This is a genomic window from Kordiimonas sp. SCSIO 12603 (assembly GCF_024398035.1).
GTDB lineage: Bacteria > Pseudomonadota > Alphaproteobacteria > Sphingomonadales > Kordiimonadaceae > Kordiimonas.
On the sequence record NZ_CP073748.1, the window covers coordinates 248,995 to 263,759 of the forward strand.

Consider the following 14,765-nt stretch of genomic DNA (forward strand, 5'->3'; position numbering starts at 1 on the left):
CTCAACCTGCCCCCACCGGTGATACCAAGTTATACCGTCATACCCGCGCCAAGGCCCGTTAACAACTCAACAAAAGTTGGAAAACTGGTCTGGATCGGAGCAGCATCATCAACGGTAATCGGTGCTTCTGCCATCTGCCCAAGAATGGCAAAACTCATGGCAATGCGGTGATCAAGGAAGGTTTTCACCTGCGCACCGCCCGGTACTTTGCCTGCATTACCAATGATTTCGATACCATCATCAAACTCTTTCAGCTCAACACCATTGGCTTTAAGGCCTTCCGCCATTGCTGAGAGGCGGTCACTCTCTTTAACGCGTAGCTCTTCAAGCCCCATAAAACGACTGGTACCCTCTGCCACCGCCGCGGCACAGAAGACCACCGGGAATTCATCGATCATTGTACTTGGATCAACAGGCAATTCAGTAACCGCTTTAAGCTGAGCATAGCGCACACGCAGATCACCCACAGGCTCTCCACCAAGTTCACGCGGGTTTTCCACGGTAATATCTGCACCCATCGCTTTCAGCGCATCCACCACACCTGTACGGAGCGGATTAAGACCAACATTTTCGATCAGAATATCTGATCCCGGAATAATACTTGCCGCCACCAGAAGGAAAGCGCTTGAAGAAATATCGCCTGGCACCTCAAGGCTAATAGGCTTAAGTTCAGGCTGGCCTTCAAGGCGGATAACATAATAGCCATTCTCCTCAGTCGTCGTCACCTTAGCGCCCATCGCCGTTAGCATGCGTTCAGTGTGATCTCGGGTAGAGATTTTTTCGCGAACTGTCGTAATACCTGGGGTATTCAACCCTGCCAGCATCACTGCTGATTTCACCTGCGCGCTGGCCATTGGCGTTGTGTAATCAATGGGCATCGGCGTATCCGTGCCTTTAATAGTAATCGGCAGGTAAATTTCATCTCGTGCAGTAAATTCTGCACCAACCTCACTAAGCGGCGTGATAACGCGCTTCATCGGCCTGCCACGAAGTGAAGCATCCCCTGTAACCGTTACAGTAATATCATGGCTCGCCATCAAACCCATCAACAGGCGGCAGCTCGTACCGCTATTTCCCATGTCAATGATATCATCCGGCTGCAGAAGGCTACCAACACCAACACCGTTTACAACCCAGTCACCACATTCAAGTTTTTCAATTTTTGCACCCATGGCCCGCATAGCATCAGCGGTTGCCAACACATCTTCTCCTTCAAGAAGACCGCTGATTCGGCTTTCCCCAACGGCGAGAGCAGAAAGCATAAGTGAGCGGTGAGACACCGATTTATCACCTGGAACCTTTATTTGGCCCTTAAGTGCTGATTTAGACTGAGAAACAAGGCTTGGCACAGTGAAATTTCCGTATTAATAAAACAAGTGAACGACTATTGCTTTGACAGTCGCTGCCGATCATGGCAAGGGATGCGCCAAATTCATAGCTCTAAAGCGCGTCAAATTTCAAGGAGAAGCACGTGGCAAAACCAGAATGGGGTACAAAACGCACATGCCCAAAGTGTGGCGAGCGCTTTTATGACCTACAAAAAGACGACCCGGTTGTATGCATTGAATGTGGTACAGATTTCAAACCTGAGCCAATTCTAAAGACTAAACAGCCGATCATTGTTGAAGAAAAAGCTGAGAAAGAAAGCTCCGAAAACGAAGATCTGGATCTAGAAGATGATGATCTAGAAGTTGGCGGTGACGACGATATTGATGCTGTAAGCCTCGATGATGACGATGATGCTGAAGTTTCAAGCATGGTTGATACATCCCTCACTGAGGATGACCAGTAAGAATTTTGCTTCTGGCAAATTCTACTAAATGAAAAAGCGGGCCAATTAGCCCGCTTTTTTCTTGCCTAGCTTCAAGCAGTTACCTATATATTTCGCACCAGACGATCAGATGGGGCCGTAGCTCAGCTGGGAGAGCGCTACACTGGCAGTGTAGAGGTCAGGGGTTCGAGCCCCCTCGGCTCCACCAATATTTTAGCTTCATCCGACTTAATCTAGCCTTAGCTTAAAGCCCATTTAAATTAGCTTACATAAAGCTTAAGTCGCAGATGACAGATAAACATACCAAGCCATTAACATAATCAACCGACCTGTCACAGCGCTACGGGTTAAGGCTCCAAGGGCAACTAAAACCAACGGCACAGATACCGCAATCAGCCCTGCGTCCATTAAGCTGTTTGAATTACCACTAAAAACGGCAACAATCATTGCAGGCGTAAGCGTCACAATTGCCACAAACATTGAACTCAAAAACAAAATGACCGCTCGCTCAAAACGCCCTGGCCCAAATGTATTAAGCAAAGTGCTTACAGTGTTGTTTTGCCACCGAGCGCTTGCCTGCGAGATTGGAAATATAAGCACCAAGAAAATTGCAGGACCCGCAACCGTTCTAAAAGGTAAAAATGCTCCGGCAATTGCAACCGCCAACAAAATTAGTAGAGATAGGCGACTTCTAAACAGCAATTTAATTTCATTAATAACACCAGCGATATAATGAGACATTCGCGCAGAAACGACTTTAGGTGCCTTAAACGGCACATCTTTTATTGATGTTTTATATGTTGATAGTGGTGCGGCTGGATTACCCTTCACCTTAATCGAACGAGCCTTCATCGGCGCCCAAATCAGCCCTGCAACAACAGCAACCAGTGCTGAAATACCAAGCCAAGACAAACGCGCCACCATATAACCTGCGTCAGTAACACCACGATAAGCATCAACCATAACTGTTTCACCGCTATTAGGTGCACCACCAATGGTTACACCATCTACGGGATAATCTACCGCACCAATAATAGGTGAAGTAAAACCAAAGGCGTCTGTCATTGGATTATTGGCCATGTAATTGGTCTCAGGATCAACGGTTCCAATGATACTCACGATCAACAAAGCTATCCAAAGGATGAAAAAGACCACATCCCCAAACCACCGACGGGTAAGGTTGCGTGCATCTAAAAACAGTCGAATTGCAGCAATCAAGGCAAGTGCGGGCGCAGCGGGCAACCAGAGAGCAATTGTTGTTTCAACAATATTCATCTGGCCTTCTAACCTAAAGATACCAAGGATCAAGCCAGCTACAGTAAGCCCGACCAGTAACATCCATAAAGCGCATGTATCAGCAGCCCAGCGGCCTAAAGCCCAAGCGACACGTGAATGCGCCGCTGTATCTGTTATCTGCCATGGCCGGTGCCGCGTAGGCCCAGCCCTCAAAAAGATATAAGCAAGCGGTGTCAACAAGGTTGCTGCGATTACACCAAGATCAAGCCCCAAAATTGCTGCTGTTAAAACGGGCACTTGCTGATTAATTGTTAAAACCGCGTAGGATGCCTCTTTGTCTGGCACCATATAATGCGCTGCTATGGGTGTCGCGAGTGCCGCCAACAATAAAGCGGAACTGCGTACATAGCGTTTCAGTTCCAACTGGGTGCTAGATTGAAGGACGCCAAAAGTACTCATGTTGCATGCACCCCGCCATCTGCAACTCGTACAATATTGGCGCCTATAGAATCAAAATGATCTACTAAATGGGTAGTCAGCAATATCGTAGCTGATTGGGCTGCGTGGGCTATCAATTCCGCAACTCTTGTTGCTGTATCAGTATCCAATTCCGCAGTTGGTTCGTCCAGCGCCAATAATTTCGGCGCCCCTAAAAATGCCTGAGCCAATATTAACCGTCTGCGCATACCACCAGACCAGCCAATGATGCGCTGGTCAGCATCATGGCTCAGACCTAGCTGCTCCAAAAGTTCGGTTATTTGAACTTTTGCACCTTCACCCACGGCCTTTAATGCCGCCATATGTTCTAAAAACTCTCGCCCAGTCACATCAAGAGGAAGGTCAACAATCTGAGGCGCATAGCCTAATTCATATCTCAGTTTTCGTTTAACTTTGGCATAAGGTTTATCATACCACCACAACTGACCCGAGGTTGGTTTTTCCACAGTCGCACACATACGAAGAAGTGTAGATTTTCCTGCGCCGCTAGGGCCAACTAATAGGTTTAAACCAGAATTAAACTCACAACTAACATCATTGAGAATTAAGCGTTTTTTATAACGCTTTGAAACATTATCAAGTTTTAGCATAAGCCCCCTAATTGAGATTTAATGATCTCATTACTTACTGCTGGCAATCTTTAGTTTGAGGCTATCGCCTTTTCTCTCGTTAAGGCAACTTTTTTCATTCTTTTCAAATTATTAGGGACCAAGATTGCTTTACATAACCTTAGGGGGAACTATTGTTCACTTTGTTTTATGAACGATATGCTGGTGAAATTGAGACAAGGAGATACAGGCCATTATTGCTACTACACTTCAGAATATGCAGCAATAAAACCAACCGTATTCACGCCAGCATGCGCAATAATACCAGGGACAAGACTACGCCCCGCCAGATAGTAGGCAGTTCCATAAACAAGCCCACCAACGCCAGCACCGATCACCCCTCTTAGACCTTGAGGGAAATGCCCAATACCAAATATGATTGCAGAGCCAATAATCGCATAAATCCAGCCTTTTCTGGTATCACCAAACACACGAGCAAGTGTATTCATCAGGAAACCCCGGATTAGCAGTTCTTCACTAACCACAGCTATCCACATCACTGGTAGTATCATCAACAATAGCGGTAAGTTACCTGACAGCTGGCCTGTTTGCCCAAGCCTCGACGCCAGAATATCCATATGATTCATTAATAAAGATACGGGAATAGCGGTAACAAAACGCGCTATTAAAATTAGCAGTGCCGCCCCGATGATCAACATAACCATTTTACTTTTTGAAACATTCCAATCAGGCAGTCGCAAGCCGATATCTCGCACATGATGGCCGTTCATCTTAAAAGCAATTACCAGCAAAGAAGTTAGCGCAACATATGGAAGGGTACGCCCCATAACAGGCAGCACATCATAAATATGCGAATAACTGGTATTTTCTCGTAGCACCAACAATATGGCAAATACCCCTAACGCTATACCGTAGAGTAAAATATTTTCCTTGGGTTGAGTGTTAATACTGTGTTCGGGCATACGGCTTCTCTTGTACTTGCTTTTTCAATCTAGATAAAAACTACCCAATATCCTTGAAATGATCTCAGCTTAATCGTGACAATCAGCCGAACGTTTCATCCGTAAAAGGTAGCTTTAGCATCTTATAATTTGAAAAAACGCCCCTATATCATAATCTTGCGGTTTATAACCGAACCCTTTTCATCAGGGTGTTTCCTTGGAGATGAAGACGTGGCAGACCTGCATACATTTAACGCCTCTCTATTAACTCAATCGGAGTTTCTGCCCGGAGTTGAGATCAAGCGCTGGAAAATCTCTCAGGCCCAAGTGAACTACCATAGCCCCGACAAACATACCCTAAGCATGTATATTAAAGGCGGCGAGACCAGCTATAGGTCTGATCAGGTGGGTAGAAAAGGCGGCCCAAACTCCCTTTGTCAAATGCCGCAAGGACAAGCATCTGACTGGCATATTAATGGCCTCATTGAATTTGCCCATTTGTATTTTACTGACAAAGCACTGAAGCAGTATGCCGCCTTAAATTTTGATGATGATGTGCGCTTTATTGATTTACGCGATTTAACCTATAAGCAAGATCCAAAACTCAGCGGCTTATTTTCCAAGTATCTAAATATCTGCGAACACAAGGAGCAGGCATTCTCCCTTGCTACAGAACAGTTATTATACGCGATCCTTCATCATATTCTGACCCACTACAACGGTTTCCACATAAAAGATCAAACGATTAACGGCGGGCTTTCTCCATTCAATATGAGACGGATAAAAACAGCTATATATGACTGCCTGCACGAAAAGCTAACCCTCGCTGATATGGCTGAGATTGTTAACCTAAGTCCTTTTCATTTTGCACGAATGTTTAAAATAAGTTTCGGCGTGTCGCCTGCTGAATTCGTGATGCTTGCTCGCCTAGAGAAAGTAAAAGAACATCTAGCCGGACCGCTATCGCTTTCTGAGATTAGCGCTGCAACTGGATTTAGCCATCAAAGCCATATGGCGTACGCCTTTAAAAAGGCCACAGGCATTACCCCAAGCCAATACCAATAAGAATGCCAGGCTCAGTATATGAAGAAGATCAAGCTTTTGATCATGGTTGTGACTTTAGTCTAACCTTCTCTAGAAGGTTAGACCGTACGCTTTATAACTGTCTTGGCACTATCCCAGTGCGGTTTCAAAAAGCGCCAGCAATCTGGACCATGCTTTTTCAGCTTGCTCTTTATTGTAAACAGGGCTGTCAGGCGGGCACCAGCCATGCAATGTGCCTTTGTAAACCTCTATCTCAGCCGGAATACCTGCTTTTTCATAAGCAGCCCGCAGAACATTTTTTGCATCCGGGAAGCGCTCATCATCATTCTCAGCAATAGCATGAAGAACATGGGCTGGTGAGTTTGGAATAAGAAGATGAGGACTGTCTTCACTATCACGCACTAAGCCACCCCCATGGAAGGAAGCCGCAGCTCCTACACGTGACGGCACTGCACCAGCCGTTCGCATAATAAGCGGGCCCCCCATACAGTATCCCATCGTACCAATCTTTTTAGAGGTATCGACACTCTCTTGCGCATCAATGAATTTAATGTAATCCCTAGCATCCGACATGCTGGCATCTTGCGTTAGCTTGCGCGCCATACCGATAAGGAATTTACGAGTATCTGGATCACGGAAACTAGCGTCCGGGCCAACAACAGGTGCTTTTGCATCCCGGTAAAACGGGTTTACAACAAGAACAGAATACCCTTGTTTTGCAAGGCGCCGTCCCATTGCCTTAAATGCCGGGCGCAGGCCTTTAATATCTGGCCACAATAGAATACCAGGATGTTTGCCCGTAGACGGGCGAACGAAATAACAATCAGATTGGCCTGAAGCCATATCTACAGTGACATCACTTTCCAGAATAGTATCATCAGCGAACACACCTGCAGAAGGTGCCATCATAGCTGTGATTGCAGCGATACTTAGTTTGCTGAAATCACGGCGGTTAACAGCACCACCTTTTTTTTCAAAGACAATATTGTCTTCTTCCGTTAGATCGTCACACATTTCCACCTCCCAAGTTTAGATTATTGACGAGAAACCCTGCATGCTGATTAGCACAAAGCTGGTTTCAGAACTACGGCAGGGAGCCGCATTGCACGGCATCGTGATGGGAGCAGGCGAGGTAGATAGAATAGGAACGGCACCTTATTTTCAGGTACCGTTCCATTGTTTAAGGGTTTATTCTGGCTGCCATTCAGGTAGACGGCCTGGAGTGGCAGGAGCCCCTGCAGCACTCATGTCTTTCTCGATTGCAGTCATATCAGCGGACAAAGCTTTTAGCTCAGCCAGTGCAACTTTGAATTCATCAGCCGCAATATCATACGCCTTTTGGTGCAAACCAGTTGCTGGAGCTTGACTTCTCCAGGAACCAAAGACAATTGAGTTAACTCGTTCATTGATTGACATCGGCACCGATTCATTCCGGCTGGAAATAGTACGATCACCCAGCAGCGCATAATTCAGCTTTGTAAGCCTATCTTTCAGTGACGCGAGACGCTGCTTATACGCATCAGGCGCATTTGGTGTTCTTAGGAAAGCGGCATCCAAAAACTTAATACGGTTAGCCATTTCGCGGCTTGTCATATTCGCGGCAATAACAGCGCTACGCAGTTTTGCTGTTTTCTGCTGGAAGGCAAGTAGCGCCGGGCGATCCGTTGTTACTTCATCGCTTAAGCCTAGCGGCTTCACGTTAAAGGAACGCGTTTCTCCAATCTTGGAGAGCTGGCCTTTAACGCGAGTATGCATTTCCACGCTATAAGTACCCGGCAACACCATCGGTCCGCTAAATTCACGAGATGAATTAAGCGCGACCGCATCTGGTGCATCGTAGCGCAAATTCCAAGCAACCTGCTGCAGGCCTTTTCCTGTTTTACCAGCAAGTCGGCGCACAACATTACCCGCATCATCTTTAATGGTAAGAATAACCGCTGGCTTTTCTTCGTTATCTTCCGCACGAAGGGTTTCAAAATCAGGATACGGCGTATCTTTACCTTCTTTCAAAAGCTTCGCTTCTGTGGCTTTACGGCGGGCTTTATCAGTTTTAAGGCTATCCTTCAGGTGATATCTGATGACAGCACCATATGGCGGATTTTCTGCACGCCAGAACTGATCACCTAGGAAACCTGTTGCTGATGTACCCCACTTATCCCCTTCAACATACTGCCATGCATCCTTAACAGGGAATAATGTAGCGTCTGCGCTTTCAACATCTGCGATCTTGTTGCGGAGCGGTGAATAATCATCAAGTACGTAAATACCACGACCGAATGTGGCGATTACCAGATCATTTTCTCTGCGCTGGATTTCAAGATCTCTAACCGCGATGGTTGGGAAACCCGCTTTCACCTGATGCCAATTATCACCGCCATCCTGTGTGAAGAACAAACCATATTCGGTACCAGCGAATAGCAGATCAGGGTTTTCATGGTCTTCCGCGATCGTATGAACAGTGCCACGTTCTGGAAGGTTTCCGCTGATCAATTTCCATTTTTTACCCTTATCCGTTGTCTTCAGGATATAAGGCTTAAAGTCACCGCGTTTATGGTTATCAATCACCGCATACGCCGTATTTTCACTATGGACAGAGGCAATGATATCTTCAACAAGCGACATATCAGGCACGCCTTTGAAGCTTTCAACTTTGCGCCAGTTTTGGCCACCGTCTTCTGTAATCTGAATCAAGCCATCGTCAGTACCTACATAAATAAGGCCTTCCTTCAGCGAGCTTTCACTTAAGCCGATGATACTGCCGTATTTCGATGTGGAATCGTTTTTGGCAACAGAATCCACACTCCATACTCTGCCCATAACCTCAAGGCTGTTTCTGTCTAACTGCCTGGTTAAATCGGGGCTGATAACACGCCAATTGTCACCACGATCTTCAGATACAAAAACTTTTTCGGCTGCATAATAAAGCCGTGTTGATTTATGCGGGCTCAGAACAATTGGTGTATTCCAGTTCCACTTGAATTTATTCTCGCCACTTTCCGGTTGCGGCGCGATATACACACGCTCAGCTGTGCGTTTGTCATAGCGTGCGAGACCACCATACTGGTACTGGGTATAAACGATATCTGGGTTGGTTGGAACAGAGACCGCTTTATAGCCGTCCCCCCCCAGAATGATGTTCCAATCGCTATTTACAATACCGTGCACCACATTAGTTCTGGATGGCCCACAGAGCGAATTATTATCCTGTGTGCCGCCACATACATTGTAGAAAGGCACATCATTGTCTGGCGTTATGCGATAAAACTGTACAATCGGCAGGTTTTGAATATGTCGCCACTTGTTACCGGCATCAAAGCTTTCGTAAATACCGCCATCACCACCGATATAAACATGATCGCTATTGTTTGGATCAATCCAAACTGCGTGATCATCTACGTGGCGTGCTTTTGCACTCAGGCGTTTCCATGTACGGCCGCCATCCTTTGACACACTTGTAAAAGTATCCACGGAATACACCGTGTCCGCATCAGACGGATCAACAAAAAGCTCATTATAATATTGAGGGCTGCTGGTTTGGCGTGATGACCGCTTCTTCCATGTTACACCGAAATCGGTTGAAGCATAAACGCCCTTGCCCTTATCTTCTGCTTCAATGATTGCGTAAATAAGGTTTGGTTCGCTTTTGGAGCCTGCAATACCAATACGGCCCAGCTCTCCACCGGGTATACCGCTCGAAACCTTTTTCCAGGTTTTACCGCCATCTGTGGTGCGGTGGATACCACTACCCGGGCCACCATTGATAAGTGTCCACACATGCCGGCGGCGCTGATAACTGCTGGCAACAATGATATTTGGGTTGTTCGGATCGACCACAAATTCATTCACACCGGTGTTTTCATCAATATCCAAAATTCTAGTCCACGTAGCACCGCCATCCATGGTTTGGTACAAACCACGATCACCACCAGAAGACCAAAGTGGTCCTTGCGAAGAAACAAGTACATGATCGCTATTGGCAGGATTAATCCAGATACGGCCAATGTGGCCACTATCCTTCAGGCCAACATTTTTCCAGCTTTTACCACCATCTACTGATTTATAAACGCCATCACCGTTCGCTACAGAACGTTGAGCATTGTTTTCACCGGTGCCCAGCCACAAAACACTCGGGTTATTTGGGTCTATTTCAATATCGCTTGTAGCGTATGACGCATATTTATCAAAAATTGGTTTCCAGGAAATGCCATTATCTGCGGTCTCCCAAACACCGCCAGAAGATGTAGCTACATAGAAATGGTTGCTTCTTTTTGGATCAAAAGCGAAATCAGAAATACGGCCAGACGGATAGGCAGGGCCAATCAATCGTGGTGACAAATTTTTAAACGGATTATTTTCTGCTGCCGCTGGTGCAGATACCAATCCAGACGCCGTGAGCGACAGTGCACCCGCAACAAGCGCAGCATATGAAGTTTTAAGCATGTGAGCCCCCTAGTTTATCAACTATGGAGGCTACGCTATGTCAGAACCCTACGGGAGTAAAGCCAACTACGAGATTGTTACCAGCAAAAACCAAGAGATAGTAATTTACCTTTCCTTCAACAAAAAAATCTGTCCCCTAGCCACTTAAGAAGTATCCAGAATATTTCTGTCACCTCAAAGGCAAAATGGGAAAGTTGTAAATATTTTTCCAACTGCTACTATCAACATGTTTTCAAATCCGTAAAACTGCATTCCCATTACATTCGAAAACAGAGCTTTTAAAATTGATAACAAGCTCCACTGCAGTGGGGAAAATCCAGAATATTTTGCTATGAACGATAAAAACACACCGCCTCAAATCGGCCCGCGCATTCAAGACATCCGCAAACAGAAGGGCTTTACACTGGAACAGCTTGCTTCCCATTCAGGTGTTTCACGTTCAATGCTTTCTCAAATCGAACGCGGTCAGGCTAATCCAACCTTTGCTACACTCTGGAGCCTTACACAAGCTCTCGGCCTTGAAATCTCAGACCTTACAGAAAGCGTGGCGGAAGTACATCATCAAACCATTGAAGTGATGATGCCAAACTTCACGCCCGAGATTAAAAGCGAAGACAGGCTATGTGATTTGAAAATTCTTAGCCCAACGGATCAGGTTGGCCGGGTAGAATGGTATGAAATTTCTATTGAAGCAGGAGGGAAACTGGAATCTGAACCACACACTAATGGTTCAATGGAACATCTCACAGCATTCAATGGCCGTTTTCAGGTCATCAGCGGCACTGCAAAAACCGATGTGCCTACAGGTGGTACCGCACGGTATGCCAGTGATGTCAGCCATACTATTTTAAACCCCGGGCAGGAAACCGCCCGAGGCATTCTTGTTGTGGTTAGCTAGTCGATCAAAAGCTTTTTAACTTGTGCAAATGCATCAATCGCGTGATCCAGTTCATCTCTGGTAATCGCCGCTGACATTTGAGTTCTAATACGGGCTTTTCCGTTTGGAACCACCGGGTATGAAAACGCTACTACGTAAACACCGCGCTTGAGCATTTCATCAGCAAACTTAGAGGCAAGCGCTGCATCATAAAGCATCACAGGAATAATTGGGTGCTCACCCGGCAATAGGTCAAACCCGTGGCGTGCCATACCTTCACGGAAATACTGTGCATTATCGTTCAAACGATCGCGAAGATCATTTGATGTTGTTACAAGCTCAATGGCCTTAATCGCACCCGCCACAACTGGCGGAGCAACTGTGTTTGAAAACAGGTATGGCCGTGAACGCTGTCTTAGAAGCTCTACAATTTCTTTCTTACCGCTTGTATAGCCGCCGCTTGCACCACCAAGTGCTTTACCAAGCGTACCGGTTATAATATCAACACGGTCCATACAGCCCCGGTATTCATGCGTCCCTTTACCGCCAGCACCAACAAAGCCCGTAGCGTGACAATCATCAAAATGCACCAGAGCATTATATTTTTCAGCCAAATCACACACTTCATCAAGGCGGGCGATATAACCGTCCATTGAGAACACGCCGTCAGTGGTGATGAGCTTAAACCGCGCACCATCTGCATCCGCAGCCTTCAACTGCTCCTCAAGCGCTGCCATATCATTATTTTTGTAACGGTAACGCTTAGCCTTCGACAGGCGCACACCATCAATGATACTCGCGTGATTAAGCTCATCAGAAATAACGGCATCTTCCGGGCCTAGAATAGTTTCAAAGAGGCCACCATTTGCATCAAAACAACTTGGATAAAGAATTGTATCTTCAGCGCCAAGGAATTCGCTTAGCTGATCTTCAAGCTGCTTATGAAGGGACTGTGTACCGCAGATAAAACGAACAGAAGCCATACCGTAGCCCCATTCTTCAAGGCCTTTCATTGCAGCCTTATTCACTTCTGCATGCTGCGCCAAACCAAGATAATTGTTTGCACACAGATTAATAACCTTGGAACCATCACTGATACCAACAGATGAACCTTGCGGTGTCGTTATTTGGCGTTCGTTTTTAAAAAGTCCTTCAGAGCGGATTGTATCAATCTGCCCTGCCAGATGCTCCTGGAATTTCCCGTACATTCTCTATGCCTCCCAATTCAATACAACTTTGCTGGCTTTCCCAGCATTAAGAAGATCAAAGCCTTGTTGGAATTCTGTATATGGTAACCGGTGTGTGATTACTGATGAAATATCAAGCCCATTTTCAATCATAACTGACATTTTATACCAGGTTTCATACATTTCCCGGCCGTATATACCCTTCAAAGTGAGCATGTTGAAAATAACTTTATCCCAGTTGATGTTCGCGCCTTCGGCAGGAATTCCTAGAATAGAAACCTTACCGCCATGGCACATGTTGTTAATGAGATCATTGAATGCGCGGTCATTACCTGACATTTCCAAGCCGATATCAAAACCTTCACTCATGCCGAGGCTTTTCTGAACCTCTTCGATTGTTTCACTGCGTACATCAACTGTTCTTGTGGCACCAAGTTTAGCTGCAAGTTCAAGGCGCTCTGGCACAACATCAGTGATCACAACATGACGTGCCCCAGCATGTCGGCAAACAGCAGCAGCCATTGCGCCAATAGGACCAGCACCTGTGATCAAAACATCTTCACCTAGCAAATCCCACTGAAGAGCAGTGTGAACGGCATTGCCCAAAGGATCAAACAGAGAAGCTACATCAAGATCAATACCCGGACGGTGTTCCCAGACATTTGACATTGGCAAAGCAACATATTCTGCAAACGCACCAGGACGGTTCACGCCAATGCCGCTTGTTTGCGCACAAAGATGACGACGACCTGCCATACAGTTCCGGCAACGTCCACAAACCACATGGCCTTCACCAGACACAATTTGGCCGGGATGGAAATCATTTACGTTAGAACCAACTTCAATAATTTCGCCAACAAACTCATGGCCAACCACCATCGGTACAGGAATTGTTTTCTGCGCCCATTCGTCCCAATTGTAAATGTGCATATCTGTACCGCAAATCGCTGTACGCATCACCTTTATCAACACGTCATTGATTCCAAGTTCTGGCTCAGGCACATCTTCAAGCCATAACCCTACATCTGCTTCACGTTTTACCAGCGCTTTCATGACACGCTCCTTTGTGTTCGTGTGATACAATATGATGGTTTAAATTCTCATAAATTAGAATTTCCTCTACGTATCAGGCGATTTTCCCATATACAAGATTTATAATTCCTAAATAATGGAAATGTGATCTTAAAAAGAAAATGGCCCAACTTCAGCGCATGAGAAACAATCACCCCCTGAACACTTTAAGATCTAGAGATTTAATGAGTTAGACCAAGACCTAAAACCGCACCATCTGCAACAAATACCAAGTTTTAAACCCTGCCACCATCAACGATAATTTCCTGACCCGTCAACATAGCAGCACCACTAGAAGCCAAAAACAAGGCTGGCAAGGCAATATCCCAGCCATGCATAGGGCGCTTTATAGATTGTTGATCAAGGCATTCCTGAAGTGCTTTATCGGTTACCCACAAACGCTGCTGACGCTCCGTAAGTACCCATCCCGGCACAAGCGCATTTACTCTGATATTATGTGGCCCAAGTTCTGTTGCTAATGCCTTTGTTAAACCAACAATTCCCGCCTTTGCAGCGACATAGGCAGGGTATCCTGACAGGCCAAGGTTAGCGGAGTTTGAACCAACATTAATAATAACCCCTACCTTCCGGGTGATCATACCTTCGGCCACCGCCTGCGCAGTAAAGAAATGCGGCTTTAAATTGGTGTCAAGAGACTCACCCCACTGGGCTGGTGTGAAATCTGTAATCTTATGTCGCAAATCTCTAGCAGCATTATTGATAAGTACATCAACTGGCCCTAGGGCCTTTTCGGCCTCAACAATCGCTTCTTTCAGCGCTTCTATATCGCGGATATCGCACTGGATAAATAAAGGCCGATAGCCGCTCTTTTCCTCAATCGCATCACAGATATGATTAGCTGGTCCTTCCGATAAGGAAACAAAGGCAACCTTAGCGCCCTGTAAAGCAAAGGCCGCAGCAAAATACGCACCTATTCCAGAACCACCACCAGTGATGAAAACCGTTTTACCTTTCAAGTCCGGATACTCAGGCATTAGATCGTTTGAAAAGCCTTCAAAAACCTGATCACAATAATCAGCGGTTACATCCCTACCCATAACGTTGTCCAACTTTCATCATTTCCAGCGATTGGTCCTTTGGGTTTCACCAAAGCTTTACTAAATATTATTT

Annotated in this window: 12 protein-coding genes and 1 tRNA gene; 4 read left to right on the plus strand and 9 right to left on the minus strand. The window is 46.0% G+C overall.

Translation table 11 applies throughout. The annotated features are described in order from the left end of the window. Positions 1-29: 29 nt before the first annotated feature. A complete protein-coding gene (aroA, locus tag KFE96_RS01070) occupies positions 30-1,349 on the minus strand; it encodes a 3-phosphoshikimate 1-carboxyvinyltransferase (protein ID WP_255834167.1) in 1,320 nt (439 codons plus the stop codon). Positions 1,350-1,471: 122 nt separating this feature from the next. Here aroA and KFE96_RS01075 point away from each other — a divergent pair, with 122 nt between their 5' ends. Together KFE96_RS01075 and KFE96_RS01080 are read left to right on the plus strand one after the other, a co-directional pair. Further along, positions 1,472-1,792 carry a TIGR02300 family protein gene (locus KFE96_RS01075; protein WP_255834168.1) on the plus strand — a complete coding sequence of 107 codons (321 nt, stop codon included), beginning with the start codon at positions 1,472-1,474 and terminating at the stop codon, positions 1,790-1,792. Between the two features lie 111 nt (positions 1,793-1,903). Continuing rightward, positions 1,904-1,979: transfer RNA gene (locus tag KFE96_RS01080), tRNA-Ala, on the plus strand. Between the two features lie 68 nt (positions 1,980-2,047). On the opposite strand, the gene KFE96_RS01085 is transcribed toward KFE96_RS01080, so the two are convergent. From KFE96_RS01085 to KFE96_RS01095, 3 genes are all read right to left on the minus strand, one after another. Continuing rightward, positions 2,048-3,466 carry a hypothetical protein gene (locus tag KFE96_RS01085; RefSeq protein WP_255834169.1) on the minus strand — a complete coding sequence of 473 codons (1,419 nt, stop codon included), beginning with the start codon at positions 3,464-3,466 and terminating at the stop codon, positions 2,048-2,050. After that, a complete protein-coding gene (locus KFE96_RS01090) occupies positions 3,463-4,095 on the minus strand; it encodes an ATP-binding cassette domain-containing protein (RefSeq protein ID WP_255834170.1) in 633 nt (210 codons plus the stop codon). The genes KFE96_RS01085 and KFE96_RS01090 overlap by 4 nt, the downstream gene beginning before the upstream one ends. 221 nt (positions 4,096-4,316) lie before the next feature. Beyond that, the gene (locus tag KFE96_RS01095) at positions 4,317-5,036 is read right to left on the minus strand and encodes a CPBP family intramembrane glutamic endopeptidase (RefSeq protein WP_255834171.1); all 720 of its coding nucleotides are present in this window, start codon (positions 5,034-5,036) and stop codon (positions 4,317-4,319) included. A 210-nt stretch (positions 5,037-5,246) separates the two neighbouring features. On the opposite strand from KFE96_RS01095, the gene KFE96_RS01100 reads away from it, so the two are divergent. Continuing rightward, positions 5,247-6,080, plus strand: a complete 834-nt coding sequence (locus KFE96_RS01100) for a helix-turn-helix transcriptional regulator (RefSeq protein ID WP_255834172.1) — start codon at positions 5,247-5,249, stop codon at positions 6,078-6,080. A 108-nt stretch (positions 6,081-6,188) separates the two neighbouring features. On the opposite strand, the gene KFE96_RS01105 is transcribed toward KFE96_RS01100, so the two are convergent. Both KFE96_RS01105 and KFE96_RS01110 read right to left on the minus strand, forming a co-directional pair. Next, complete coding sequence (locus KFE96_RS01105; RefSeq protein WP_255834173.1) at positions 6,189-7,073, minus strand: dienelactone hydrolase family protein; 885 nt, start codon at positions 7,071-7,073, stop codon at positions 6,189-6,191. Between the two features lie 174 nt (positions 7,074-7,247). Then, positions 7,248-10,499, minus strand: coding sequence for a glycosyl hydrolase (locus KFE96_RS01110; protein WP_255834174.1), 3,252 nt, complete (start codon positions 10,497-10,499; stop codon positions 7,248-7,250). 331 nt (positions 10,500-10,830) lie between these two features. On the opposite strand from KFE96_RS01110, the gene KFE96_RS01115 reads away from it, so the two are divergent. Next, a complete protein-coding gene (locus KFE96_RS01115) occupies positions 10,831-11,397 on the plus strand; it encodes a helix-turn-helix domain-containing protein (protein WP_255834175.1) in 567 nt (188 codons plus the stop codon). On the opposite strand, the gene KFE96_RS01120 is transcribed toward KFE96_RS01115, so the two are convergent. The 3 genes from KFE96_RS01120 to KFE96_RS01130 form a co-directional block, all read right to left on the minus strand. Continuing rightward, positions 11,394-12,584 carry a glycine C-acetyltransferase gene (locus KFE96_RS01120; protein ID WP_255834176.1) on the minus strand — a complete coding sequence of 397 codons (1,191 nt, stop codon included), beginning with the start codon at positions 12,582-12,584 and terminating at the stop codon, positions 11,394-11,396. The two genes, KFE96_RS01115 and KFE96_RS01120, sit on opposite strands and share 4 nt — an antisense overlap. A 3-nt stretch (positions 12,585-12,587) precedes the next feature. Next, a complete protein-coding gene (tdh, locus tag KFE96_RS01125; protein ID WP_255834177.1) occupies positions 12,588-13,616 on the minus strand; it encodes an L-threonine 3-dehydrogenase in 1,029 nt (342 codons plus the stop codon). 254 nt (positions 13,617-13,870) lie between these two features. After that, on the minus strand, positions 13,871-14,692 hold the full coding sequence (locus tag KFE96_RS01130; RefSeq protein ID WP_255834178.1) for an SDR family NAD(P)-dependent oxidoreductase: 822 nt from the start codon (positions 14,690-14,692) through the stop codon (positions 13,871-13,873). Positions 14,693-14,765: the final 73 nt, after the last annotated feature.

Excerpts from the sequence above, each read along its gene's own strand:
- KFE96_RS01085 (WP_255834169.1), bottom strand. The coding sequence starts at position 3,466 with ATGAGTACTTTTGGCGTCCTTCAATCTAGCACCCAGTTGGAACTGAAA.
- KFE96_RS01090 (WP_255834170.1), bottom strand. The coding sequence starts at position 4,095 with ATGCTAAAACTTGATAATGTTTCAAAGCGTTATAAAAAACGCTTAATT.
- KFE96_RS01095 (WP_255834171.1), bottom strand. The coding sequence starts at position 5,036 with ATGCCCGAACACAGTATTAACACTCAACCCAAGGAAAATATTTTACTC.
- KFE96_RS01105 (WP_255834173.1), bottom strand. The coding sequence starts at position 7,073 with ATGTGTGACGATCTAACGGAAGAAGACAATATTGTCTTTGAAAAAAAA.
- KFE96_RS01110 (WP_255834174.1), bottom strand. The coding sequence starts at position 10,499 with ATGCTTAAAACTTCATATGCTGCGCTTGTTGCGGGTGCACTGTCGCTC.
- KFE96_RS01115 (WP_255834175.1), top strand. The coding sequence starts at position 10,831 with ATGAACGATAAAAACACACCGCCTCAAATCGGCCCGCGCATTCAAGAC.
- KFE96_RS01120 (WP_255834176.1), bottom strand. The coding sequence starts at position 12,584 with ATGTACGGGAAATTCCAGGAGCATCTGGCAGGGCAGATTGATACAATC.
- tdh (WP_255834177.1), bottom strand. The coding sequence starts at position 13,616 with ATGAAAGCGCTGGTAAAACGTGAAGCAGATGTAGGGTTATGGCTTGAA.
- KFE96_RS01130 (WP_255834178.1), bottom strand. The coding sequence starts at position 14,692 with ATGGGTAGGGATGTAACCGCTGATTATTGTGATCAGGTTTTTGAAGGC.